The following is a 24412-nucleotide window of genomic DNA, read 5'->3' as shown; positions in this document are numbered from 1 at the left end:
CCCGGCGCAGGGCGTCAGGCGTACGGGTCGAATGTGATCCCGCTCGGCTTCGCCTTGTTCAGATGGTCGGCGAACTTCGAGTCCTGGAGCGGGAAGTTGGCGTTGCCCCAGTCGGAGGCGTTCAGGATGCCGCGCAGGTTGGCGGCCATGTTGTCCCAGGTCAGCAGGTTCTCCTGGTGCCAGGCGCCGATGTCGTTCTCCGGGGTCTCGCCCCACTTGGCGAAGCGGAAGGCGTGGGTGGACGCGCCGTCCTTGTGGTAGACGGCCTCGACACGCTGACCGTCCATCGGGACGTCGGCGATCGGGTGCGTGCTGAAGCTGCCGTGCCGGGAGGCCGACAGGTACGAGGGGGTGTCCGCGCCCTGCTTGACCCAGACGACCATGCACTCCCAGTCGTGGCGGTGGCCGATGCCCGGGGAGGCCTCGTCCTTCTCCCAGTAGCTGGCGTAGATGATCCCGCACCAGCCGTTGTTGCACTTGGCCCGCGAGTAGGTGTTGGCGTGGCCGAGGTGGCCGCTGCGGCACTGGCCGGTGATCGAACCGGTGGGCTTGAGGCCGCCGTTGAGGGTGCCGCTGGGGTCGATCGCGGCGGCCGGGTAGCAGCTGTCGGTGTCGTAGTCGTACACGGGCTCGAAGTACTTCTGGAACGTGGTCGCGTTCTCGGGCAGGTTCTGCAGCACGCCCGCCGAGGCGCTGCCCGACAGGGCGACGGTGAGCGCGGCGGCGCTGCCGGTGACGGCGGCAACTCTGCCGAGGCGCAAGGGCCTTCTGCTGCTGATGGCTCGGGGCATGGGGGGCTCCAGTCGACGGTCTGCTCGTACCGGACATGACATGTGTGGTGCGGAGACCGAGACTGGCAAGCCGGGAGTCCGGGGGAAAGGGCTTTCCGCGAAACGCAGGGCGGCTTTTCGTCGAACCTGGGGGGAGGGGGAGCCCCGCCGGGGGGCGGCGCGGAGCGGATCGGGCCGCAGCCGGCGCAACCGATCCCCACGACCGCCCCTGGCAACCCGTACGCCACCTGTGGTCAACCCGGCCGTCTCCCGCGGAACCGTATGGTCCGTCCTGATGTCTTTACTGCTGTCACTTTCAACAAGGTGAACGAGAGGGCTACGAGCGCATGGGGCGTCCCGAGAGACCCTTGAACCCGGCGGCCGGTCCCGTGCAGCGGTTCGCCCATGAGCTGAGGGAACTGCGTAAGGCCGCCGGGAATCCCTCGTACCGGACGATGGCGAAGGCGGCGGGTTTCTCGGCGACCACGCTGTCCCAGGCCGCTGCCGGTGAACGGCTGCCCTCCCTCTCCGTCGTCCAGGAGTATGTCCGCGCCTGCGGGGGCGATCCGGAGGAGTGGCAGCTGCGCTGGAAGGAGGCCGGGCAGGAAACGGACCGGGCCCCCGCCGAGGGCGCCGGGGACACGCCCGCCCCCTATCGCGGGCTCGCCCGGTTCGAGCCGGGCGACCGGCACCTGTTCTTCGGCCGGGACCGGGTGGTCGCGGAGGTCGGGGAACTGGTGTGCGAGAACCGGTTCGCGGTGCTGTTCGGTCCCTCCGGCAGCGGCAAGTCGTCCCTGCTGCGGGCCGGGCTGATCCCGCGGCTGCGGGAGGAGATCGCGGCGCGCGGCCATCCCGCCCGCCTGCGGATCCTCACCCCGGGGCCGACGCCCGCCACGACCTACGGCCACCTCCTCGCCCCGGCCGGGGACGAGCCGGAGAGCTGGGTCGTGGTGGACCAGTTCGAGGAGGTCTTCACCCTCTGCCGCGATCCGCGCGAGCGCGCCCGTTTCCTCGACCTGCTGCTCGCCGCCCGCGACCCGGCCGTCCGGCTGCGCGTGCTGGTCGCCGTACGCGCCGACTTCTTCGCCCGCTGCGCCGAGCACCGGGGCCTGGCGGACGCCCTGAGCGGCGCGGCACTGCTGCTCGGCCCGATGAGCGCGGACGAGCTGCGCGAGGCGGTGGTCGGACCCGCCCAGGCGGCCGGGTGTCTCGTGGAGCGGACGCTGACCTCCCGGCTGGTGGACGAGGTGCTGGACGAGCCCGGCGGCCTGCCGATGCTCTCGCACGTCCTCCTGGAGACCTGGCGCCGCCGCAAGGGCCGCATGCTCACCCTCGCCGGATACGAGGCGGCCGGCGGGGTGCGCGGCGCCATCGCGGCGACCGCCGAGGAGGTCTACGGCGGTCTGTCGCCGGGCCAGGCCCGCGCCGCCCGGCATCTGCTGCTGCGGATGGTCGAACCGGGCCAAGGCACCCCCGACACCCGCCGCCCCCTCACCCGCGCCGAACTGGACACATGGGCGGACCCGGACGCGCCAGCCGTGGTGGAGCGGCTGACCGGCGCCCGGCTGCTGACCGCCGACGAGGACGGCGTCCAGCTCGCCCACGAGGCGCTCATCACCTGCTGGCCCCGGCTGCACGACTGGATCGAGGAGGACCGGGAGCGGCTGCGCCACCACCGGATGCTCGCGGACGCGGCCCGTACCTGGGTGGAGCACGACCGCGACCCGGGCGCCCTGTACCGGGGCACGCGCCTGGCCCGCGCCGAGGAACTCTTCCCCGACCACCGCGACGACCCCGCGCTCACCGTGCCCGAGCGGGCCTTCCTCACCGCCGCCCTGGACGCCCGCGAGGCGGAGTACCGGGCTGCCTCCCGTATCGTGCGCAGACACCGGATCCTGACCGTGTCACTGTCCGCCGTCCTGGCCGTGGCCCTAGTGACGACCTTCGCGGTCTGCCGCGCCGCCGACGAGAACCAGCGCCGGCGTACCCAGGACGCGGCCCGCCGGGTCGCCGACGTCGCCGACGCGCTGCGCACCACCGACCCCCGCACCGCGCTGCTGCTCGGCGCGGCCGCCTGGCGCATCGCCGAGCTGCCCGAGAGCCGCCAGGGCCTGCTCGGCTCCCTCGCCCAGCCGGAGACGGACACCTTCACCGACCCCGCGCCCGGCGACGGCCCCCGGCGCGCCCTCGCCCACGGCGGTCGCATCCTGCTCAGTTCCAGCGGGACCACCTGGAGCACCTGGGACGTGACCGCCCACCGCCGCATCGGCACGGGCCGGCTGTCGTCGGGCACCGCCACCGACGTCGGCGCGGACGGCCGGGTGGTCGCCGTAGCCGTCGACGGCGGAATGCGGCTGTGGGACACGGCCACCGGCCGCTGGACCGGCGGCGCCACGCCGTTGCAGAGCGACGACCCGCACTTCTCCGGCGACGGACGCGCGGTGCTGGTCGCCGAGGGGGACCGGGTACGGCTCCGCTCGGTCACGGACGGCCGGGTGCGGTTCGAGACCCGGGCCCCGAACGTGGCCGTGACCGCGCTGAGCGCGGACGGCCGCCGGGCCGCCGTCTGCCCCGCCGGACAGGCCCCGCAGCTGTGGGACACCGCCACCCGCCGCGCCCTGCCCGGCGCCTGGCAGCAGAAACGTGTCTGCGACGCGGACACCGCCCTCCTCGCGCTGGGCGCCGGCCGGCTGGCCGCCACCGACGGCAGCCGAGTGCTCGTCTGGGACACCACGACCGGCAGGCAGATCGCCGATCTGCACGCCTCCACCGCGCAGTACATGTCCTTCAGCCCGGACGGCGCCTTCATCGCGACGGCCGACCGCGGGGAGATCCGGCTGTGGCGGCTCACGTCCGCCGAGGAGCCCGTCCTGCGGCACTCGCTGAACAACCAGTACCTCTACGGTGGCCTGCACTGGGACCCGGACGGCCGCACCCTGCGCTACCTGGAGGGCGGCACCGTCCACACCCTCGACCTGGGGCCGGCCGTCACCTCCGCCTGGAGTCCCGGCGCGCTGGACGACGTCACGCTCAGCCCCGACGGCCGCACCTACGCCACCGCGCAGCGCACCGGCGACCACTACGTGTTCCGCCTGAAGGCGACCGCGGACGACCACGTCCTGCGCACCCTGCCTCCCGTACCCGTACCCGTGCCCGTCTCGGCCGACCCCGCCCTGCCCGTGGTGCCCGGCGACACCCTGCCCCTTCAGGCGTTCAGCCCCGACGGCACCCGGTTCGTCTACGGGGTCTCGGCGCCCGGCCGGGATGCGGTGCACCAGCCGTTCACGGTCTGGGACGTGCCGCGCGCACGGGCCGTGACCTCGCTGGACCTGCCCGGCGGCGCGGTCATCGGCATGGTGCTCGGTCCGCGGGGCCGCACCCTGGTCGCCGCCCGCAACACCGACACGGGCGACGCGGCGGACGAGGTGTGGGACACCGGCCGTAAGCGTCGTACGACCGTGCTCACCGGCGTGACCGCCGGCCACCTGGCCGTCCGCCCGGACGGCTCCCTGCTGGTCGGCGACGGCCGCCTCGCCCGGCTGCCCTCCGGCCGGGCCGCCGCGCACGACCTGGTGCAGGGCGACGAGGTCGGCGCGCTGGCGTTCGCCGCCGACGGCTCCCTGTTCGCGGCCGGCGACCAGACGGGCCGGGTCGCCCTGTGGGACGGACGGCTCGGGCGCCGCCTGGGCATCCTGCGCAACGTCTTCCCCCGCCCCCTCGGCATCGACCCGGAGGGCGTCAGCGCCCTCGCCTTCAGCCCCGACGGCCACACCCTCGCGGTCGCCGGCAACACGGGCGGCCTCCAGCTGTGGGACGTGGCCACCCAGCAGCGCCTGGGCGGCGAACTGACCACACCGGGCGAGGAGATCGACTCGGTGGCCTTCAGCCCCGACGGCACGACCCTGTATGCGGGCAGCGCGCACGTCCCGCTCCAGGGTTACGTCGTCGATCCCGGCCGGGCCCTTGCGCGGGTGTGCGCACGGGCCGGGGGCACGGGACTGACGCGGGAGCAGTGGCGGACGTACGTGCCGGACGCGCCGTACCGTCCGGTCTGCGGACCGGGCGCGTGATCACCGGCCGGTGGGCAGTTTCGCGGTGAGGGACCGGGCCAGCTGGACCGCCTTGTCGTCCGGCACGGCCGTCGGCGCGGTCGAGCCGGGCGCCGCGGTCGCGTAGGTCAGCACCCAGGTCCGGGCGCCCGCGTTCCACACGACGAAGGTGATCTGCTGCTGCTCCTGTGACTGATGGGCGGACTCCCTGAAGGCCTGCCGGCCCAGGCCGCTCACCGGGTCGATCCGCACGTCGCTCATCCCGGCCGGGGCCGGGTTCGCGCGCAGGCCGTGGGCGGCGGACAACTCGGCGTCGTAAGTGCGGGAGGCCGGGGTGAGCGACAGCATCGACCTCCCGTCGGCGCCGGCGTAGCTGCAGACGTCCGGGGCGGCACCCTTGTCGGGGCCGACCTGGGCCGTGAACCGGGCGTCTGTGACGACCCGCTTGGCCACGTCCTCGGTCAGGACGGTGCACAGGCGGGACGGTGGCAGCGTCTTCACCGCACCGGGCGAGGCGGTGCCGGCGACGGGAGCGGTGGAGCCACCGCCGGCCGAGGCCGTGGAGTGGGTGGTGGGGCCGCATGCGGTCAGCAGACCGCATGCGAGCACCGCGACCGAACCGGCGGCGGAACGGGAGAGACGACGCACCATCATGGGATCAATTCCTGTTTCATCGGGTTGGTTCGGTAGCCGGCGGGGTCACCAGACGTGGTAGGTCCCGTAGTCGCTGACGGCCACGTTGGTCGTCCAGCGACCCCACCGCTCGTTCGGGGACCAGACGTACTCGTGCGGCCTGGCCTTGATGTCGGTCGTGGTCGGCAGGCAGGACTTGCCGGTGGAGTGGTAGACGCCGACGTAGACGCCCTGCGTCCAGCGGCGCTCCACGACCTGGATCGGCGCGGCCTTCTGCCCCGGCTTCATGGTGATCTGCCAGGTGAACGAGGTGGTGGTGGAGCCGTTGCGCTCGTACCCGGCGGTGAGTGCGGCGAGCTCGCTCACCGCCTTGCTGAACGCGCTCGGGACCTTGACGTTGAGGCCGACCGACCACTTCCAGCCCGTCGTCTTCGACTTCGACCACGCGTAGGTGCAGCTGGGAACGTTCCAGGGGCACTGGTACGTGAGGTGGTTCAGGTCACCCCGCCACACCCAGTCCTGCCAGGTGTTGCGCGCCTGCTGCACGGTCACCGACCGCGTCTGGTGCTGGGTCGACCAGTTGCCGGCGATATCGGCGTTCGCGGGGGTGGACGAATTCCCCAGGCATTCCTGGCTGCTCGCCGAGGCGACGCCGGGGGAGGCCATCACCACCATCGGGGCCAGCGCCAGTGTCAGCCCCGCCATCCACGCGCGCTTCGTCGAGCTCATCTTCTTCAGCCTCGTCAGCTTCATGAACGTTCTCCTGGTTGTGCGCCGGCAGCATGTGCCCGGCGTCTGACACCGAGATTGGCCACCGAGGAGTTGTTCGGACACCCGTCCCCCGGGGCCGATCAATTGCCCGGCCCGCATCCGCGGCATCATTCATCCGCCCGTCGCTGTGCCGTCGCACACCCGTCGGTGGGGTTCACCTCGGAGGCGCGGAAACGTAACAGCACACTCGTTCGAGTGGATGGCTCCAGGTTCGATGTCCGCGCTTCCCGTCTACGCTGAGAGGGTCGCGCTGAGCGAGGGAGGTCTGTCATGGCGACGGCTGAGGCGGAGCCGATCATCATGCCCGGGTACCAGGGCGAGGCCATTCACGGCCCGTACGACGATCCCGACGGCGACAGTGACGCCGACGGCGGCGAGCCCACCTACGAGGGGGCGAGCGTGGAACAGGTCTTCGAGCTCTTCAGTGCGACGGCTCCCAGGGGCTGGCGCGTGGAGTTGATCGAGGGGGAGATCTGCGTGACGCCACCGGCCAACGGGGAGCACGAGGAGATTGTGTCGGAGGTCATCGACCAGGTGGCGGAGCGGCGCCATGATCGATCGTTGCGCAACTACACCGGCATTGGCCTCAACGTCCCCGGCTCATCCGACACCGGTCACGTCGAGCCCGATCTGGTGATCGCGGCGAAGGGTACTTTCGACGACCACGAGGAGTGGCACGACCCGGCCGGCGTGCTCCTCGTCGCCGAGGTCACCTCCAAGAGCACCGGCGACCGCGACCGCCACAAGAAGATCCACGGCTACGCCCGCGCCGGCATCCCCGTCTACCTCCTCATCGACCGCGAGGAGGCCGAGGTCATCGTCTACTCCGAGCCCTCAGGCGACGACTACGCCAAGTCACCCAAGTACAAGCTCGGCCAGACCGTCCCGCTGCCCGCTCCCCTGGGCTTCGACCTGGACACCGCCGAGTTCTGAGCCCGGGTTCTGAGCCCGGTTTTTTTCACGGGCGTGCGGGTGCCGCTGCCGCCTGTTGTGTACCGCTCCGGCCGGACGGGGCCGGGTCCGCGTGGGCCGGGACCGCGTTCGCCGCTGTGACCAGTGCCGCCACGGCCAGCACTGCCGCGGCGACGCTCCGGGCATACCTGGTGGTGGGACGTCCGTAGGGGGTGGGCGTACGTCCTTGCACGGCGACCTCGCAACACGACAACGACGAACACAACAGCAACGTATTAAGCACGCTTAATCCGCCGTTTAACCTAGGGCTGCCAGGGTCGAACGGCAAGGGGTGCCAGGGGAGTTGGGGGGAAACGGCGGATGCGGGAACGGGACGATCCGACGATCATCGGGCGGCGCGTGCAGCAACTGCGCACCGAACGCGGACTGACCCAGCGGCAGTTGGCCGAGCCCGCCTACACGCCCGCGTACATCTCCACCCTGGAGGCGGGCCGGGTGCGGGCCTCCGACGAGGCGCTGCGGCACATCGCCGGCCGGCTCGGCGTGGCCTACGAGGAACTGGCCGTCGGCCGCCCCGCCCACCTCGCCACCGACCTGCGCCTGCGGCTCACCGAGGCCCAGCGGGTGCTCGCCGACGGCAGAGCCGAGGAGGCCGCCGTACAGTACGCGTCGCTGCTCGCGGAGGCCGAGGCGCACGGGCTGGGCCACGAGCGGACGACCGCGCTGCTGGGCCTGGGTGAATGCGCCCTGGAGACAGGGGAGTTGGAGGAGGCGCGGGAGTTCTTCGAGCGGGCCGAGCGCGGCCTGGCCGACGAGTCGCTGCCGGTGCGGGTGCCGGCCGTCCGCGGCCGCGCGGTCTCGCACTACCTGGCCGGTGAACTCCGTTACGCCGTCTACCTGCTGGAGTCCACCCTCGACGAGCTGAACCGCGGCGGACTGCACGACCCCGACGCCCTGCTGCTGCTCTACGCCAGCGTCATCGGCCCGTACATGGACATGGGCGCGCACGCCCGCGCCGCCCAGGCCGCCGAGTTCGCCCTCGCGCTCGCCCCGCAGGCCGGTGACCAGGCGCTGATCGCCCGGATGCACCGCTCGGTCGCCCGTACCCTGCTCGCCGAGGGCCGCCTCGCCGAGGCCGATGCCTCCCTGGCGAAGGCGGCCGATCTGTACCGCCGCCTCCGGCTGCGCACCGAGCTGGCCAACTGCCACTGGATGCGCGGCTACGTCTGCGCCCAGAACGGCGAACTGGAGCGCGCGGAGGCGGAGTTGCGCCAGGCGCACACGATGCTCTCGGAGACCCGGGCGGCCCTGTACCGCAGCCAGGCGGCGGTGGAACTGGCGGACGTCCTGCACCGCCGGGGCAAGTCGGAGGAGGCCGCGATCCTGCTCCAGGAGGTCCTCGGCGACTTCTCCTCCGAACGTGGCGCGGTGCACTCCGCCGCGGCCCACCGTCTCCTCGGCATCATCGCCGAGGATGCCCGCGACACCGAGGCCGCCGAGGAGCACTACGTCCGCGCCCTCAGCCTCCTGGAACGCGCGGGCGCGGCCGGCGACCTGGCCGACCTGTGCCGCCTCCTGGGCGACCTGCTCCGCCGCACGGGCCGCACCGAGGCGGCCCTGGACGCCTACCGCACCGGCCTCGGCCACCGTACGGCTCCGGGCACGACGACCCTGGGCCCGGCACCGGCGCAGCCGCCGTTGTGAGGAGAGCGGGAAAAGGGTGGAGGGATGATCACCGAGCTGATAGCTTTCAGCCGTCCGTGACGCGACCGAGGAGGTGAGACCCATGAACGCTGTATCGATGTGGGTGCTCCCCCTTCCCGTCACGGCCGGGCGAACGACATAGGTGTCGCCGGGAGCGCCTCGCCAACAAGGCACTCCCGAAAGGCAACACCATGCACTCTCTGCACTCCCGGCACTCTCTGCAGTTCACCGCCGAGTCGTCGTCGAACGGCATGACCGAGCGTGACTTCACCGTGGGCGACGTCCCCGGAGTCCTCTGGTCGCCGGCCTCCGGCGCCGGTCGCGCACCCCTCGTCCTGATGGGACACGGCGGCGGCAACCACAAGAAGCATCCGGCGATGTCGGGCCGGGCCCAGCTCCTCGTGACGGGCTGCGGCTTCCACGTCGCCGTCCTCGACGCGCCCGGTCACGGCGACCGGCCGCGCACGGCGCACGACGAGGAAGAGATCGCCGAGCTGTACCGGGCGCGGGCGGCGGGCGAGCCGGAAGGCCCGATCGTCGTCCGCTACAACGCCCACCTGGCCGAGCAGGCCGTACCCGAGTGGCAGGCGGCCCTGGACGCCCTCCAGGAGCTCCCGGAGATCGGCACCGACGGGCCGGTCGGCTTCTGGGGCATCAACATGGGTACCGCGATCGGGGTGCCGCTGGTGGCGGTCGAACCCAGGATCACGGCCGCGGTCTTCGGCCTGCACTGGCCCGACGTCCTGGCCGAGCAGGCCGAGCGGATCACCATCCCGATCGAGTTCGACATGCAGTGGGACGACGAGCACATCCCGCGCGAGGCCGGCCTCGCGCTGTTCGACGCCTTCGCCTCGAAGGAGAAGACCCTGCACGTCAACACGGGCAAGCACAAGGAACTGCCCCGGTTCGAGGCCGACAGCGCGGTCCGCTTCTTCGCCCGCCACTTCGGCGGAGCGGCCACCTCGCCGGCCTGAGCCGGGCTCGACCTGGTCGTCCGCCGAGCGCCTCGCTGAAGCGAAGCCGGAACTCCGACGGCCAGGGTCAGACCTGCGCCCTGCCCTGCCTCCGCACATCCGCCAGCCGCAGCGCCCCCACCTGGACGGCGGCCTGGGTCGCGTCGTTCGGTACGTTCCCCAGGCCGGCGTTGGTGAAGGCGAAGGCGTCCTGGCCGACGCGGACGGCGGCCAGGTCCAGGGTGAGGAGGTGGTCCCGGCCGTCGGACGTCGTGGTGGCGATGGTGATGTGCAGGCCCTGGCGGGCGTCACCGACATTCGGCAGGGGGGCCTCGTTGACCCGGACGTCCTCCACCAGGCCGTTGTCGGTCTTGGCCGTGAAGCGGGCGCACTGCACCGGCAGCGTCTTCAGCCAGGCGAGGTCCGCGTCGACGTCGGCGGGGCGGCGGGCGCCGATCTGGTAGCGGAACTGGGCGTCGGTGTCGGCGTCGTCCAGGCTGATCGTGGCGCGGGGAGGGCCGCCGAGGAGGGCGTCGGTGTAGAGCGTCTCCATCAGGCGCCCGCACTCCGCCGCCGTGCTGGTCGCCTTCAGCATGCCGTCCCGCCAGGTGGCCGCCCCGCGGGTCGCCGTCCAGGGGGCGCCGAGGTCCGTCTGGGTGAGGAGGGCGGCCTGCGCCTGCTCGTCGGTGAGCGTGGCACCGTTCGCCCGGCCGGAGGCCCGCGGTATCGGGGTCGGCTTGTCGATCGTGGGGAGGGGCTGCGGCGCGGTCGCCGGGTGCTTCAGGCCGAGGGCCGCGCAGCCGCCCATCGCGATGAGACCGAGGGCTATGAGGGTCAGCTGGAGCCGGCGGCGGGAGCGTATCGCGTCGATCAGCGAGGTCAGTGCGGCCAGCGAGGTCTTCGACGGCATCGGGGTCTTCGACGGCATCGGGCTGCCTCCTGGACTGCGGGTCGACTGCGGGCCGGTGCGGTGGGTGCCTGTTCTCACGGGATCACCGCCCCGCCCGCCTCACCAGCGCTCCGGGCCGTACGGGTGAGGGGCCGGGTGAGGGGCTCGGGGAAAATGCGTCGCCCCGCGGCTGAGGGGGTTGCTACGGTCGCCGTATGCAGCGCGCCCAGCAGTGCCCTCGTAGCACGACGACGCCGGAGACCGTCCCGGCGCGCTGACACCTGACCAGCATCGAAGCCCTGGGGCGAGTGCCCCGGGGCTTCGGCGTTCCCGCGTCCCGGTGCCTCGCCCCCTCGCCCCCTTCGCGAGAGGAACCCACCGTGAACGACTCGATCCTCGAGCTTCCCGACCACCGCCGCCTCGGCCGCGAGCTCGGTCTGTTCGACACCGACCCGCTGATGGGGGCCGGGCTGCCGTACTGGCTGCCGGACGGCGCGGTCCTCCGGCACACCCTGGAGGAGTACATCCGCGAGGCCGAACGCCGGGCCGGGTACCGGCACGTGTACTCGCCCGCGCTCGGCAAGCGGGAGCTCTACGAGATCTCCGGGCACTGGGGGCATTACCGGGACGACATGTATCCGGCCATGCGGCTCGGGGCGGAGGAATCGGAAGAGATCGTGCTGCGGCCCAGTCTCTGCCCCCATCACGCCCTGATCTATCGCTCCCGCTCCCACAGTTACCGTGAACTGCCGCTCCGTATCGCCGAGTTGGGAAGCATGTACCGCGCCGAACTGTCCGGTGTCCTCGGCGGGCTGACCCGTGTCCGCGCCATCCAGCTCAACGACGCCCACATCTTCTGCACCCTGGAGCAGGCGGTGCAGGAGGCGCGGGGCGCGCTGGAGCTGATCGCCCGTGCCTACGCCGACCTCGGCATCGAGGCCGTACGGCACCGGCTGTCGCTGCCCGGGGAGGGCGGCAAGTACGTCGCCGACCCGGAACTGTGGCGGCGGGCGACCGCGCTGCTGCGGGAGGTGCTGGAGGAGTCCGGCATCGACTACGAGGAGGCGGAGGGCGAGGCGGCCTTCTACGGGCCCAAGATCGACGTACAGATCGCGGATCCGGCCGGTCGCGAGTCCACCCTGTCCACCGTGCAGATCGACTTCCACCAGCCGGCCCGCTTCGATCTGCACTACATCGGTGCCGACGGCGCGAAACACCGGCCGGTGATGGTGCACCGCAGCATCATCGGCAGCGTCGAGCGGGCCGTCGCCCATCTCATCGAGGCCCACCGGGGCGCCTTCCCGGCCTGGCTGGCGCCGGTGCAGGTGGTCGTTCTGCCGGTGAGCGAGGAGCAGGTCGAGCAGGCGGCGGCCGTCGTCCGCGAAGCCGTGGAGCGGGGCCTGCGGGCCGAGCTCGCCGGGCCCGAGGACGGCTCCCTGGGCGCCCGGATCCGGGCCGCGCGGCTGGTGCCGTACCAGGTGGTCATCGGTGCCCGGGAGGCGGCGGAGGGCCGGGCCGCCGTACGGCTGCGGGACGGCCGGCGGCCCGGGGAGCTGCCGGTGCCGGAGCTGCTGCGCCGGATCGCGGACCGGGTCGCCCGACGCGGAATCGCTCTGTGGGACCGACCGGTGTGATCTAGGGTCGATTCGACGGAAGGAGTCCGCTGTGACCGGTCAGCCCATTCCCGTGATCATCGACTGCGACACGGGTGTCGACGACGCCCTCGCCCTGCTCTTCGCCGTACGCCACCCCGGGATCGACCTGCGCGCGGTGACCTGCGTGGCCGGGAACACGGACGTCGACGGCGTGGTCCGCAACACCCTGACCGTGCTGGAGCAGGCGGGCGCCCCCGACATCCCGGTGGGCCGGGGCGCCGCCCGCCCGCTGATCGAGCCGGCCCGCTCGGCCCAGCATGTGCACGGCGCCGACGGCATGGGCGACCTGGGCCTGCCCGCGCCGAAGCGGACGGCGTCCGAGCTGGACGCCGTAGCCCTGCTGCGCCGCGAGATCCTCGCCTCCCCGCGCCCGGTCACGCTCATCCCGACCGCGCCCCTGACGAACATCGCCCTGCTCCTGCGCACCCACCCGGAGGTGACCCGCAACATCGAGCGGATCGTCTTCATGGGCGGGGCCGTGGGCAGCGGGAACGCCACGCCGGTCGCCGAGTTCAACGTCTGGCACGACCCGGAGGCGGCGGCGATCCTGCTCACGGCCGGGGTGCCGATCACGATGTACGGGCTCGACGTCTTCATGCAGGTCGTCGTGGACACCCCGGACGTGCACCGGCTGCGCGCGAGCGCCGACCCCGGCACCCGGCTGGCCGGCGACCTCCTCGCGCACCGGCCGACCGCGATCGGTGAGGAGCCGGAGGCGGAGGAGGCGGGCGGGCTCGGCGACGCGGGCGCGGTGTGCGCGGTGGCCGACCCCGGCGGCCTCACCACCCGCCTGCTGCCGGTCGAGGTCTCCCTGGACGCCGGCCCGACCCGCGGCCAGACGGTGGTCGACCGCCGGCCCCGCGCCGGCGAGTACGAGATCCACGAGGGCAGTCGCGAACGGGCCCTGGTGGACGTGGCGTTGGAGGTGGACGTGGAGCGGTACGTGAAGCTGTACCTGGAGACGGTGGAGGCGGCCTCCCGGACGCCGTCCTCCTAGACGGCCTTGCGGGGCCTGCCTCGCCGCGGGGCGGGGGGACGCCAGGCATCCACGTCCGCAGCGGACAGGCCCATCCGGGAGAGGTTTTCGTCGTACGCGCGTCGAAGCGAGTCCCCCATGGGTTCTGTGACCCAAGGGAGCAGTTCCGCGAGTGCTCCGAACAACGGCATGGAAGACTCCGGGCGCTGTGCATGGGCGTGGTGCTCGGCTTCGAGGAGGCCGAGTACCACGGTGGCTCGCTCACCGGCGGTCCAGCCCGCCCAACCGATCGGCGTGGACAGGGACAAGGGTGAGGCCGATGACGGGAACGAAACGAAACGCTCGCCCGGTACGTCGAATTTGCCCCTGTGCCTCCAGTACGAGGGTCTGAGGAAGTCGGTAGACGCGTATCGCGGCGGGACCGGGATCGAGTGGCCCCGTTCGGCGTGCACAAGCCTCGCTTGGTCCTCGCGGCGTTGAGCCTCCCACACGCCTTGCCAGACACGTCGCTTGGCGAGGCCTGAGGGCTTGTACCGGAGGGACGCAGCCTGGGGTACGTGCTCGTCGGCGAGCAACTCCATCAGCACGTCGGCCATGGACCTGGAAGGGGCGTAGGCCGCCGCCAGCGTGGTGAAGTCGGCATTGCGGCTCAGCATCGCGACCAATTCGCGTACCGTCCGGAGTACGGGCCACCGGCTCCCCTCCGGGGATGTCTCGTACCACAGATGAGGTGCCTCACAGTGGTCGAGCAGGCGTTGCCGGAGCAGGGAGGCGATCCTGAGTTCCCATGGTTCGGCGACCCAGCGGCGCTTGTACTCGGGCTGTTCCAGTACGGCCAGCGAGATGTTCTTCTCGATGGCGTTCATCCGGCGTTGCACCACGTCCCGGTACGCCGACGGCCAGTGCCGGGGGAGTTCGGTCACCGGCATTGCCGCGTGGCGTGCGAACCATCGCGTGTCCGCCTCGCCTCCTGCGACGCGGCGGGCAAGCAGGATCTCGAAGGACCGCTCCCCCACGTCAAGGGCGGGTATGTCATCCAGGGGGACCGTCAGTTCCTCATGGTCGGGCAGCAGACCGTAGTGGGCGTACGCCGTCCAGTCGAGCTCCTCCTGAATGGCGATCATCCGCGATCTGAGGGACTGCCAGCGGTCATGGGCGGAGTCGAGGAGCGCGGAGGTGATCTGGGTGTCCGGGTCGGCGAGCTCGTGCAGGACGCGCTGTGACTCGGCCGCCAGGCGGTCCAGCTCGCTGGCCTCGGCGAGGGGGAACTCGGTGGGAAGCGGAAGGTCGAGGAGCCGTGTCGAGGTGAACTCGTAGATCTTCGCCCAGGCCTCCCCATCTGCCTCGGCGCCCCGCAGCTGATCCACGCGCGACTGCCCCTTGCTCTGGCTCATCTGCTTGAGCCAGAAACTCGCGGCTGAGCTGTTAAGGGCACCCAGGAGGCCGAGGTGGGATTCTGCCGAGGCACTTTTCGGCAGCTTGATCACTGGTGCCGAGTTCAGAGGGACTGCAGAATCCCGGAGCAGGCTGAAGTGCGGGTGGGTGGCCACCCAGGGAAACACGAGGGACCACGGATGCGCGTCCCCGGTGGACGCGATGTGGTGCCAGTCGTACCAGGGCGAGGTCTTCTTCGCGCCCTTCCGCTTCGACAGCACGGTCCGGTACGGCCACAGACGCCGGTGGTGTCCCGGAAACTGTCGTAGATCGACGATGGGTTCGAAGCGATGGTCCGTACGGGGAAAGAATGCCATGGACTCTGGGATCGCCGACCAATCCCGTACTTCGGAGCCGGTCAGCACGGGCACGGTGGCGGACTCCTCGGCTCCGTACCGCCGGAAGGTACGGGCGGTGGCGCAGAAGAGGTCGTCGGAACCAGTGTTGGCGGCGTACCCGATGCGTACGACGTGGTCGCCCAGCCGTTCGCCCCTCTCCATCCGGTGCAGCACCTCGCGTGCCCCTGATGGCGTGAGGCTCCAGGGGAAGACGCTCAGTTGCTCGCGGTCCTCAAGGTAGGACTCCGCCCACTGGTTCGCTGACCCGGCTGTGAAGGCCAGGTCCCGAAGCGACCGCCAGACGAGTCCGTCCTCGGGCCGCTCCGGTAGCGCGGGTTCGCCTCGACGGCCCACGACCAGGTGGACGGGCGAACCGGGATCCGGCACCCGGCCCAGGCCCACGAGGACCGCGGTCGGGGTTCCGTGACCGGGGATGTACGCCCCGGACATGTCGATGACGTGGGTGATCTCCACTCTGGACAGGACGCGTTCGACGAGGTTCCGTCCGAACTCGCGCTTCATGAAGGCGTTGGAGGTCAGGAGACCGACGCGGCCCGCTGGTTCGTCCGCCCGTACGAGTTCGAAAGCGAGCTCCGTGAAAGGGACTGGCAGCGCGTAGGCTCCGGTGCAGCTCTCGTAGAGGTCGCGGTACGTCGCGGCAAGAGCCTTGTCCGCGACGGAGACGTAGGGCGGATTGGTGGACACCACGTCGTAGGACGCGGGGTGCAGTAGCCCGTGCCGTGCGCTGTACTCGTCGAATTCGGAGGGGACCGACTGTCCGGCGGGCGCCGGACCCGGGCGGGCGGAGCGGCCGTACAGAAGGGCGTCGCCGGTCGCGACGACCAGCGGCAGGTCGGGGACCTCGTCGAGTCGCCGCGCCCCCGTGCTGTTCATGGCGGCCATCAACAGACGGAACCTGGTCGTGCTCACGGCACACGGGTCGATGTCACAGCCGTGGACCGATCGCAGGGCGCGTGCCGCCCGCTGCCACGGGCTCATTTCCGGCCTGATCTCGGACCAACGTCGGAACAGCCGCTCGTAGGCGTCGAGCAGGAATGCGCCCGAGCCGCACGCCGGGTCGAGCAATCGGAGGGCCGAGAGGCCTTCTGCGTCGGATGCGCGTTCGGCCAGAGCCGGTTCCAGCACAAGGTCGTGGATGAGATCGACGACGAACGCAGGGGTGCGGACCTGGCCGTACGACCTGCGCGCCCGCTCATTGAGCGCGGAGTGGAGATCGGCCAGGAACTCCGTGGAGCGTGAGGCGTCGGTGAAGTCATGCAGCAGAGCCCCGTCAGAGGTCCGACGGCGCCAGAAGGAGAGCAGCTCTTGGCAGGCGTCATCACTGAGGGTCATGTGCCACAGGGGATGACTGGCCGGGCTGAACACCGTCGCCGCGACGGGATGCGCGCGGAGCCGATCGACGGCGTGGACCACGAGGTCACTGGTGACCGCCCGGGAGCGGGCGAAGGAAACGTCCAGCAGTTCGTTGTCCTCGCAGAACCGGATCAGCACGGTCGCGAGCACCCATGCGCTTGCCACCTGGGAGACCCAGGCGTCCCGCCAGACCTCCCACGTCGCCGATGCCAGTCCGACGAGCCTGGCGGTCTCGTACTCGTCGCGCAGCTTCTGATCGGCCGGGTCGGCGGGCAGGCGCGTGCGCAGGTCCGCCTCGATTCGGGCGGTGAGTCGCAGCAGGTCGCCGGCCAGGTCGTTCTCGGCGGGCATGTGCCCCTTCCCAGTCGCTCGGCGTGTTCCGAGACGACTTTATCATTGGGAGAGTCATAAAACTTGGAGAGTGTTGTGATGCTGGGCTACGCTCCCGTCCCTGACGGTGACCGGTCGCGACGGCCGGCCGTCCTCCAGGGAGGGTGAGGGTCCATGGGTGGGGAAAGCGGGGGGCTCAAGCTGGTATGGGTGGCGGTCGTGTTGCTCGGTGCGGCCGTCGTCGCCGGCGTGGTGGCTTGTGTTTTCTGGGTGGCACAGAGCGGGCGCTCCACCGGAGATCGAGTGACGCGAGCGCTCGCTGCGGGCGGAACGGCCTTCCTCGGGGTGGCCACACTCGGCCTTGCGATCGGTGGCTTCCTGCATGGTTGATCACGGAGCGAGCGGCGTGACTGTTAGGGGTATAGTACTTAGGGGTGTACTTCTAAAGGTAGGGGAACTCCGCCGTGCGACCTGACACCAGACCGGAGAAGCCGACTCGCGTCTTCGATCGTGGCGGTGAGTGGGACGCGCTCGCCGCCTTCGTGAACCGGCCCTTGCCGCACGCCATGCTCGGCATCGTCAGCGGCAGGCGGCGCATGGGGAAGACCTATCTCCTGCGAGCCCTCGTCGAGCAGTGCGGTGGCTTCTATTTCGGGGCCACCGCCGGGACGGAGGCGGAATCCCTTCGTCAGTTCAGTGCCGCTCTTGCCGAGTACAGCGGTTCGCCCGTGGCGTTCTCCTTCCACACCTGGGACGACGCGATCTCCTATCTCTTCGGCCTGGCCTCGCCCGAGAACGGGACGACGGGCGGGACGCGACCGGAGCGCCCCTTCCTCGTCGTCATCGACGAGTTTCCGTATCTGGTCAAGGTGGCCCCGGAACTGCCCTCGCTCATTCAGCGTCTGATCGACCGCTTCCAGGTTGAGGAGAGCCGCATGCGGCTCCTTCTGTGCGGTTCGGCGATGTCCGTCATGGGCGGGCTGCTGGCCAGTACTGCTCCCCTGCGCGGCCGGGCTCAGCTCGAACTCGTCGTACGCCCCTTCGGGTATCGGGCTGCGGCGGATTTCTGGAGTGTCGCCGATACGCCGGCGCTCGCCGCTCGGCTGCACGCCGTAGTCGGAGGCACCCCCGCGTACCGTCGCCAGTTCCTGGCGGATGACATCCCCGCAGGTATGCACGACTTCGACGACTGGGTGTGCCGTACGGTCCTGTCGCCGTTCAGCCCTCTCTTCCGGGAGGCGCGATACCTGCTCGCCGAGGAGGCCGACATCCGTGACACCGCGCTCTACCACTCGGTGCTCGCGGCTGTGGCGCAGGGCAACAGGACCCGCGGTGGTATCGCCGGCTACATCGGCCGTAAGTCCGTCGACATCTCGCACCCGCTGAACGTCCTGGAAGACAGCCACTTGCTGGCACGGGAGCCGGACATCTTCCGGGCCGGAAAGTCGCAGTACCGCATCACGGAGCCGCTGATCAACTTCTATGAGGCCGTCATGCGTCCGGCCTGGGCGCGACTGGAAAGCGGCCAGGCCGCGGAGGTGTGGGCCAGATCGGCGGAGCGCTTCGCGGCGCAGGTGGCCGGACCGCACTTCGAGGCTGTGTGCCGCGAGTACGTGCTCGGACCAGGGCGCTCCTTGCTCAGCACATCACTCGGCGAGGTCGGCGGCGGGGTGGTCACCGACCCGAAGGAGCGTCGGCAGATTCAGATCGACGTGGCCGTGGTCGAACCCGGATCCGGCTCGCGTAGGCCTGCGGTCACCGTGCTCGGCGAGGCGAAGTGGGGCACCGTGATGGGGATGAGTCACCTGGAGCGGCTGATGCGGGCCAGGGACCTCCTTGCCGGGCGAGGCATGGACACGACGCGGTGCGGACTGGCGTGCTTCAGCGCCGCCGGCTTCAGCGACGCCCTCAGGGCCGAAGCCGAGCGAGGCGGAGTGCTGTTGATCGGGCTCGACGAGCTCTACGGCCGTGCGATGCCGGCCATGGTTCTGCCCTAGGCGCCCTGGTCGGGCCGGAGGTTCGCTCTCCTGGCCGGATGGACAGATTCTTCACGGTGTCCTTCCCCAGGGAGTCCGTATGGCAGACCTCTCCTCCAGGAGCCCGGACTGGTGGCGGCAGGCCGTCGTCTACCAGGTCTACCCCCGCAGTTTCGCCGACGCCGACGGTGACGGCCTCGGCGATCTGCGGGGCATCACCGAGCGGCTGGACCACCTCGCCGCACTCGGTGTCGACGCGCTGTGGCTGAGCCCCTTCTACCTCTCCGAACTCGCCGACGGCGGCTACGACATCGCCGACCACCGGGACGTCGACCCCCGCCTCGGCACGCTGGACGACTTCGACGCCCTCGTGACCGAGGCGCACCGGCTCGGTCTGAAGGTCGTCGTCGACATCGTCCCGAACCACACCTCGCATCTGCATCCCTGGTTCCAGGAGGCGCTGCGGGCGGAGCCCGGCTCGGCCGCCCGTGACCGTTACGTCTTCCGCTCCGGCCGGGGCGCGCACGGTGAACTCCCGCCCACGGACTGGCAGTCCGTGTTCGGCGGCAGCGCCTGGCGGCGGACGCCCGACGGCGCGTGGTACCTGCACCTGTTCGCCCCCGAGCAGCCCGACCTGAACTGGGACAACGAGGAGGTCCGCGCCGACTTCCGCACCACCCTGCGCTTCTGGTCCGACCGGGGCGTCGACGGCTTCCGTGTCGACGTCGCCCACGGCCTCGCCAAGGACCTCGCCGAACCGCTGCGGGACATCGGGGACATCGGCGCGACCGGTGAGGAGTCCCTGCTGCGGGTCGCGCCGGGCAGCCACCCGTACTGGGACCGTGACGAGGTCCACGAGATCTACCGCGACTGGCGCACCCTCTTCGACACGTACGCCCCGCCGCGCACCGCCGTCGCCGAGGCCTGGGTCCCGGGTGCCCGCAGGGCGCGGTACGCCCGCCCGGACGAACTGGGCCAGGCCTTCAACTTCGAGTATCTGGAGGCAGGCTGGGACGCGGACGAGCTGCGTGAGCTGATCACCGCGGCCCTGCTCGGCGCCCGGTCCGCCGGTGCCTCCGCCACCTGGGTGCTGTCCAACCACGACGTCGTCCGCCATGCCTCCCGCCTGATGCTCCCGCCCGGCACGGACCCGGGGGCCTGGCTGCTGTCCGACGGCACCGAACCCGCCCTCGACCCCGCCGCCGGGTTGCGCCGGGCCCGCGCGGCGACCCTGCTGATGCTGGCCCTGCCCGGTTCGGCGTACCTCTACCAGGGCGAGGAACTGGGCCTGCCCGAGGTCGCCGACCTGCCCGCCGGCGCCCTCCAGGACCCCATCTGGGAGCAGACCGGCCACACCCGCAAGGGCCGCGACGGATGCCGGGTCCCGCTGCCGTGGACGACGACCGGACCGTCGTACGGCTTCGGCGCCGGCCCCGGCTGGCTCCCGCAGCCGCCGTCCTTCGCGTGGTACGCCGTCGAGGCACAGGCGGGGACCGAGGGCTCGACGCTGGAGCTCTACCGCATGGCCCTGCGGCTACGGCGCAAGCTGCTGGAGGGGGAGGAGTTGAGGTGGTCCGCCGACAGCGGGGCCGCGGTGCTGGACTTCAGCCGGTCCCCGGGCTGGCGCTGCATCACCAACCTCGGCGCAGGCCCCGTACCGCTGCCCCCGGGCGAGGTGCTGCTGTCCAGTGTCCCGCTGTCCGGCGGTGGGCTGCTGCCCCCGGACACCACGATCTGGCTGGCATGAGTTCCTAGCCCGCCGTCGGCGCGGGACTCACTCCCGGAGAGGCTCCCGCGCCGGCCCCGCCGCCCGCGATCCCGTTGATGTCCACGGGAGTCGACGTGGCGTTCGGCGGCGGGGTCAGGACCACCTCGGGCTGGCCTGCCGGGGGCGGGGGCGGGGTCAGGTCGGAGTTGGGGAGCTTCGGTGGGGTCGTCTGCTGGAAGATCGTCTGGTCGAAGTCGACGAAACCGGTCTTCTCCATCACCGTGATGTGGTCGAGCACGGTGTTGTTGGCCTGGTCGGCGAGGGCCCGGACCAGTGTGTTCTTCGTCGTGGACCGGATCTTCGCGATGGTGTTGAAGATCGAACCGTGCGTCATCCGCAGGATGTTGGCGAAGTCGCTGTCGAACTTCTTCCCGCTGTCCGCCTGCAGCTGCCTGACGAAGCCCTCCTGTTGCGGGCTCGCGATGTTGGGCAGCGTGATGTTGAGCATCGGGGCGATCTTGCGGCACGTGGTGTCCAGCGCCGCGTGCCCGTCGACCAGATGCTGGCTGGCCGTCTTGACCGCCGGTGTGGTGCCCTTCTGGAGCCCCATCTGGCCGACCGGGTACTCCCACAGGCCGGCCGCCCGCACCTTCACCACGAAGTCCCGGTCCTGTTCGGTGAGCGGTCCCCACTGGGTGTTGGCGATGACGCGGTCCTGGGCGGTGGCGACCTTGCTCAGACCGAGCATGCCCGGGTAGGCCAGCGCCGCGAGGGTCACGGCCATGGCACCGCCCACGAAGAGAGTTCCCGTCGCGTTCCGCGAAAAGCGCACCATGCCTCCTGCCCGGTCGGGGAGCCGCCCACCGACGGCGCGGGGCGGTTCGTACACACAGCAGTACGGATGCGGAAGCCGTTCGTCTCTGCGCAACAGGTAAAGAAGAGTTGACCAACTCCCGGGAGACGTTGACCTTTTGCTGGGAGAGGGGAGGGGAAACGCTGCCATAGATTCGCCGCATGCCCCCACAACTGCCCCCACAGCCGTCCCCCAGGATGCCCGCCGCACTGCCCGTCCTGCCCTACCGCAAGCCCACCAAGGGCCGCGACTACTGGGTCTTCGACGACGCCCTGCCCGACGTCGACGCCGTACGGGAGCGGTGCCTGGCGAAGGACGACTGGGTGCAGGGGTATCCGTACACGTCCGAGACCTGGCCGGGGCTGCGGGCCATGCCCGGACTGGAGCCGGGTGAACTCGCCGTGATCGAGCGGCTGGTGAAGCGGGCGACCGGGGCGAAGGAGCTGTGGGTGCAGCAGGCGCCCGGCGGTGGGACCCTGAACCACAACTGCGTCCAGGTGGTCGGCGAGGGCGAGAGCGAGCCCCGCCCGCACACGGACTCCCGCGCGCTGTGCCGGTACGCGGCCGTGCTCTATCTCAACCCCGGTGTGCCCAAGGACTGCGGCACCGCCTTCTACCGCCAGTCCCTGCCCGGCGGCCGGCTCGGCGGCAACATCGTCCAGGCCCCGCACAACAACCTCGTCGAGGCCCTGGGCACGCGCTTCGTCCCGGGCGACCACTTCGAGGAGGACGTCCGCGTCCCGCACAAGTACAACCGCCTGCTCCTCTACAACGCCAACCTCGTGCACAGCGCGACGGGTTACTTCGGCAGCACCCTGGAGGAGAAGCGCATGACGGCGGTCTTCTTCTGGATGGCGTGAGCGCCGTACGGGCCATGGCGTGAGCGCCGTACGGGCGCTGTGCCCGTCAGGCCGCCGGGCCGGGTGGCAGCTGGACCGTCATGATCAGGTGGCAGGTCTCGGTGCCGGTGCCGCGGTAGGTGTGCGGGGTGTCGGCGTCGAAGGTGGCGGTCTGGCCGGCTTCCAGGGGGTGTTCGGTGCCGTCGACCACCAGGGTCATGCGGCCGGCGGTGACGCTGAGCGTCTCCACGACGCCGGCCTGGTGGGGATGGCTCGGGTACTCCTCGCCCGGTTCCAGCCGCCAGCGCCAGACCTCGACCGGGGCCGGGCCGGAGGTCGTGAGCATCAGCCGGGCTTCGCTGCCCAGCTCACCGGTCCACAGCGGGTCCACGGAGTCGGCGGCCACGACGCGGACCCGGTCTTCGTGCGGCCCCTGCATCAGGGCGGACACGGAGATGCCGAGCGTGTCGGCCAGCCGGACCAGGGTGGCCAGGTTGGGGTTGCCCTGCGCCTTCTCCAGCGCCACGAGGGCACCCTTGCTGACCTGGGCGCGCCGGCCGAGCTCCTCCAGGGACAGGCCCGCGCGGACCCGGGCCGACCGGACGTTGTGCGCCACCGTCCGCAGGGCCGCGGCTGTCTCGGCCACCTGATCACCATCCTTCCTGATCATTGCACTGTACCGCTCGGTCGTTCGATTGGCACCGGATGGTCGTTCTGTTGTACGGTGTGGTCGCTCTGTTGGTATGCCCCTTGAATGGTATGGCACGAAAGGCCCCGCGATGCCCGCCTTCCGCCTCGCCTCCGCCGTCGCGGACGCCTTCCCCGACACCCTGATCGCCCTGGTCACCGCCACCGGCGTGCGCGGTCACGAGCCCTGGCCGCACACCGCAGACGCGGTGGCCGAGCTGGAGCAGCGCCTCGCCGAGGGCAGCTGGGCGCCCGCCGACGAGAGCGACCCCCGCATCGAGGCCTGGCACACCGCCTACCGTTCCTTCGGCACCAACCCGCGCCGGATCCGCCCCAGCGTCGACGCGCTCGGCCGCCGGCTCGCCAAGAAGGGGAGCCTGCCGCGCATCAGCCCGGCCGTCGACTCCTACAACGCCGTGTCCGTCCGCCATGCCCTGCCCGCCGGCGCCTTCGACCTGGACCAGGTGAAGGGCGACGTCGACATCCGGCACGCGGACGGCACCGAGTCCTTCACCCCGCTCGGCGAGCCCGGCACCGTCGAGACGCCCAAGCCCGGCGAGATCATCTACGCCGACACGGCCGGCGTCCTGACCCGCCACTGGAACCACCGCGACGCCCACCGCACCCGCGTCACCGACGACTCCGCCCACGTCACCTTCGTCCTGGAGACCCTGTGTGCCGACCGTGACGGCGACCTGCTGAAGACGGCGGCCGACGAACTCCAGAGCCTGCTCGCCCCGCACGCGGCCCGCACCACCCTGCACTACCTGAGCCCGGCCCAGCCGGAAGCGACCGTCTGACTCCCGGTCCCACGCCCCGTGCGCACCGGGGGCCGGCCGGGCGTGTGGGGCGGCGCGATGTGCGGTACGGATGGCCGGCATGAGCAGCAGCGTCGTCATCGTGGGTGCCGGGCCTGGGCTGGGGGTCGCCGTCGCCCGGCGGTTCGGGCGGGAGGGGTTCGCCGTCGGGCTCGTCGCGCGGGACCGGGAGCGGCTCGACCGGCTGGTGGAGGAGCTGGCGGAGAGCGGGGTGCGGGCCGGCGGGTTCGTCGCCGACGTGCGCCGGCCGGAGGAGCTGACCGGGGCGCTGGAGCGGGCGGGCCGGGAGCTGGGGACCGTCGAGGTGCTGCAGTACAGCCCGGTGCCGCACCGGGACTTCATGCGGCCCGTGCTGGAGACCCGGCACCGGGATCTGATCGGGCCCGTCGAGTTCTCCGTGTACGGGGCCGTCGCCGCCGTACAGGCCGTGCTGCCGGGGATGCGGCGGCTCGGGCGCGGCACGATCCTCTTCGTCAACGGCGGGACCGCCGCCGTGCCCCACCCCGAGCGGGCCGGCACCTCGATCGCCTTCGCGGCCGAGAGCGCGTACGGCCGTCTGCTGCACGAACGCCTCGCCGGGGAGGGGATCCACGTGGCGCAGCTGGTGATTCCGGGCGCCATCACCCCCGGGCACGCCCGCAAGGATCCGGAGGTGCTGGCCGGGGTGCTGTGGGGCATGCACCGGGAGCGGCACGGGTTCCGGCACTTCGCCGACGACCTGGACAGCCGCTGACAGGGCACCG

The 24412-nt window shown here is 71.4% G+C and carries 19 protein-coding genes; 12 read left to right on the top strand and 7 right to left on the bottom strand.

Annotation, left to right across the window (positions count from 1 at the left end):
• Positions 1 to 14: 14 nt before the first annotated feature.
• Positions 15 to 791, bottom strand: a complete 777-nt coding sequence (locus O1G22_RS20440) for an NPP1 family protein (RefSeq protein ID WP_270082664.1) — start codon at positions 789 to 791, stop codon at positions 15 to 17.
• A 326-nt stretch (positions 792 to 1117) separates the two neighbouring features.
• Here O1G22_RS20440 and O1G22_RS20435 point away from each other — a divergent pair, with 326 nt between their 5' ends.
• Entirely contained in the window at positions 1118 to 4840 is a 3723-nt protein-coding gene (locus tag O1G22_RS20435) for an nSTAND1 domain-containing NTPase (RefSeq protein WP_270082663.1), read from the top strand.
• Here O1G22_RS20435 and O1G22_RS20430 read toward each other — a convergent pair whose 3' ends face one another.
• The gene (locus O1G22_RS20430) at positions 4841 to 5473 is read right to left on the bottom strand and encodes a DUF3558 domain-containing protein (protein WP_270082662.1); all 633 of its coding nucleotides are present in this window, start codon (positions 5471 to 5473) and stop codon (positions 4841 to 4843) included.
• Between the two features lie 45 nt (positions 5474 to 5518).
• The gene (locus tag O1G22_RS20425; protein ID WP_270082661.1) at positions 5519 to 6205 is read right to left on the bottom strand and encodes a hypothetical protein; all 687 of its coding nucleotides are present in this window, start codon (positions 6203 to 6205) and stop codon (positions 5519 to 5521) included.
• Between the two features lie 288 nt (positions 6206 to 6493).
• Between O1G22_RS20425 and O1G22_RS20420 the strand changes: the two genes are divergently transcribed.
• From O1G22_RS20420 to O1G22_RS20405, 3 genes are all read left to right on the top strand, one after another.
• Entirely contained in the window at positions 6494 to 7156 is a 663-nt protein-coding gene (locus O1G22_RS20420; protein ID WP_270082660.1) for a Uma2 family endonuclease, read from the top strand.
• A 339-nt stretch (positions 7157 to 7495) separates the two neighbouring features.
• The gene (locus O1G22_RS20410) at positions 7496 to 8839 is read left to right on the top strand and encodes a tetratricopeptide repeat protein (RefSeq protein ID WP_270082658.1); all 1344 of its coding nucleotides are present in this window, start codon (positions 7496 to 7498) and stop codon (positions 8837 to 8839) included.
• Positions 8840 to 9030: 191 nt separating this feature from the next.
• A complete protein-coding gene (locus O1G22_RS20405) occupies positions 9031 to 9813 on the top strand; it encodes an alpha/beta hydrolase family protein (protein ID WP_270082657.1) in 783 nt (260 codons plus the stop codon).
• A gap of 67 nt (positions 9814 to 9880) precedes the next feature.
• Here O1G22_RS20405 and O1G22_RS20400 read toward each other — a convergent pair whose 3' ends face one another.
• Positions 9881 to 10720, bottom strand: a complete 840-nt coding sequence (locus O1G22_RS20400; protein WP_270082656.1) for a hypothetical protein — start codon at positions 10718 to 10720, stop codon at positions 9881 to 9883.
• A 341-nt stretch (positions 10721 to 11061) separates the two neighbouring features.
• Here O1G22_RS20400 and thrS point away from each other — a divergent pair, with 341 nt between their 5' ends.
• Complete coding sequence (thrS, locus tag O1G22_RS20395; protein WP_333492314.1) at positions 11062 to 12315, top strand: threonine--tRNA ligase; 1254 nt, start codon at positions 11062 to 11064, stop codon at positions 12313 to 12315.
• Between the two features lie 31 nt (positions 12316 to 12346).
• On the top strand, positions 12347 to 13333 hold the full coding sequence (locus tag O1G22_RS20390; RefSeq protein ID WP_270082655.1) for a nucleoside hydrolase: 987 nt from the start codon (positions 12347 to 12349) through the stop codon (positions 13331 to 13333).
• Here the strand turns inward: O1G22_RS20390 and pglX are convergent.
• A complete protein-coding gene (gene pglX, locus O1G22_RS20385; protein WP_270082654.1) occupies positions 13330 to 16809 on the bottom strand; it encodes a BREX-2 system adenine-specific DNA-methyltransferase PglX in 3480 nt (1159 codons plus the stop codon). The two genes, O1G22_RS20390 and pglX, sit on opposite strands and share 4 nt — an antisense overlap.
• Before the next feature lie 153 nt (positions 16810 to 16962).
• Here pglX and O1G22_RS20380 point away from each other — a divergent pair, with 153 nt between their 5' ends.
• The 3 genes from O1G22_RS20380 (at position 16963) to O1G22_RS20370 (ending at position 20511) form a co-directional block, all read left to right on the top strand.
• A complete protein-coding gene (locus O1G22_RS20380) occupies positions 16963 to 17178 on the top strand; it encodes a hypothetical protein (protein WP_270082653.1) in 216 nt (71 codons plus the stop codon).
• A gap of 206 nt (positions 17179 to 17384) precedes the next feature.
• Positions 17385 to 18785: an AAA family ATPase gene (locus tag O1G22_RS20375; RefSeq protein WP_270086474.1), complete on the top strand. Its 1401-nt coding sequence runs from the start codon at positions 17385 to 17387 to the stop codon at positions 18783 to 18785.
• Between the two features lie 79 nt (positions 18786 to 18864).
• Entirely contained in the window at positions 18865 to 20511 is a 1647-nt protein-coding gene (locus O1G22_RS20370; protein WP_270082652.1) for a glycoside hydrolase family 13 protein, read from the top strand.
• Between the two features lie 4 nt (positions 20512 to 20515).
• Here the strand turns inward: O1G22_RS20370 and O1G22_RS20365 are convergent, their stop codons facing one another.
• A complete protein-coding gene (locus tag O1G22_RS20365; protein WP_270082651.1) occupies positions 20516 to 21307 on the bottom strand; it encodes a DUF4142 domain-containing protein in 792 nt (263 codons plus the stop codon).
• A gap of 179 nt (positions 21308 to 21486) precedes the next feature.
• Here O1G22_RS20365 and O1G22_RS20360 point away from each other — a divergent pair, with 179 nt between their 5' ends.
• On the top strand, positions 21487 to 22185 hold the full coding sequence (locus tag O1G22_RS20360) for a DUF6445 family protein (protein ID WP_270082650.1): 699 nt from the start codon (positions 21487 to 21489) through the stop codon (positions 22183 to 22185).
• Between the two features lie 46 nt (positions 22186 to 22231).
• On the opposite strand, the gene O1G22_RS20355 is transcribed toward O1G22_RS20360, so the two are convergent.
• Positions 22232 to 22810 carry a helix-turn-helix domain-containing protein gene (locus tag O1G22_RS20355; RefSeq protein WP_270082649.1) on the bottom strand — a complete coding sequence of 193 codons (579 nt, stop codon included), beginning with the start codon at positions 22808 to 22810 and terminating at the stop codon, positions 22232 to 22234.
• 133 nt (positions 22811 to 22943) lie between these two features.
• Between O1G22_RS20355 and O1G22_RS20350 the strand changes: the two genes are divergently transcribed.
• Both O1G22_RS20350 and O1G22_RS20345 read left to right on the top strand, forming a co-directional pair.
• The gene (locus O1G22_RS20350) at positions 22944 to 23651 is read left to right on the top strand and encodes a B3/B4 domain-containing protein (RefSeq protein ID WP_270082648.1); all 708 of its coding nucleotides are present in this window, start codon (positions 22944 to 22946) and stop codon (positions 23649 to 23651) included.
• Positions 23652 to 23721: 70 nt separating this feature from the next.
• Positions 23722 to 24402, top strand: coding sequence for an SDR family NAD(P)-dependent oxidoreductase (locus O1G22_RS20345; RefSeq protein ID WP_270082647.1), 681 nt, complete (start codon positions 23722 to 23724; stop codon positions 24400 to 24402).
• Positions 24403 to 24412 lie beyond the last annotated feature (10 nt).

This window comes from Streptomyces camelliae (assembly GCF_027625935.1).
GTDB lineage: Bacteria > Actinomycetota > Actinomycetes > Streptomycetales > Streptomycetaceae > Streptomyces > Streptomyces camelliae.
Note: the sequence above shows the minus strand (reverse complement) of the source record. Positions and strands in the feature narration are given on the sequence as shown.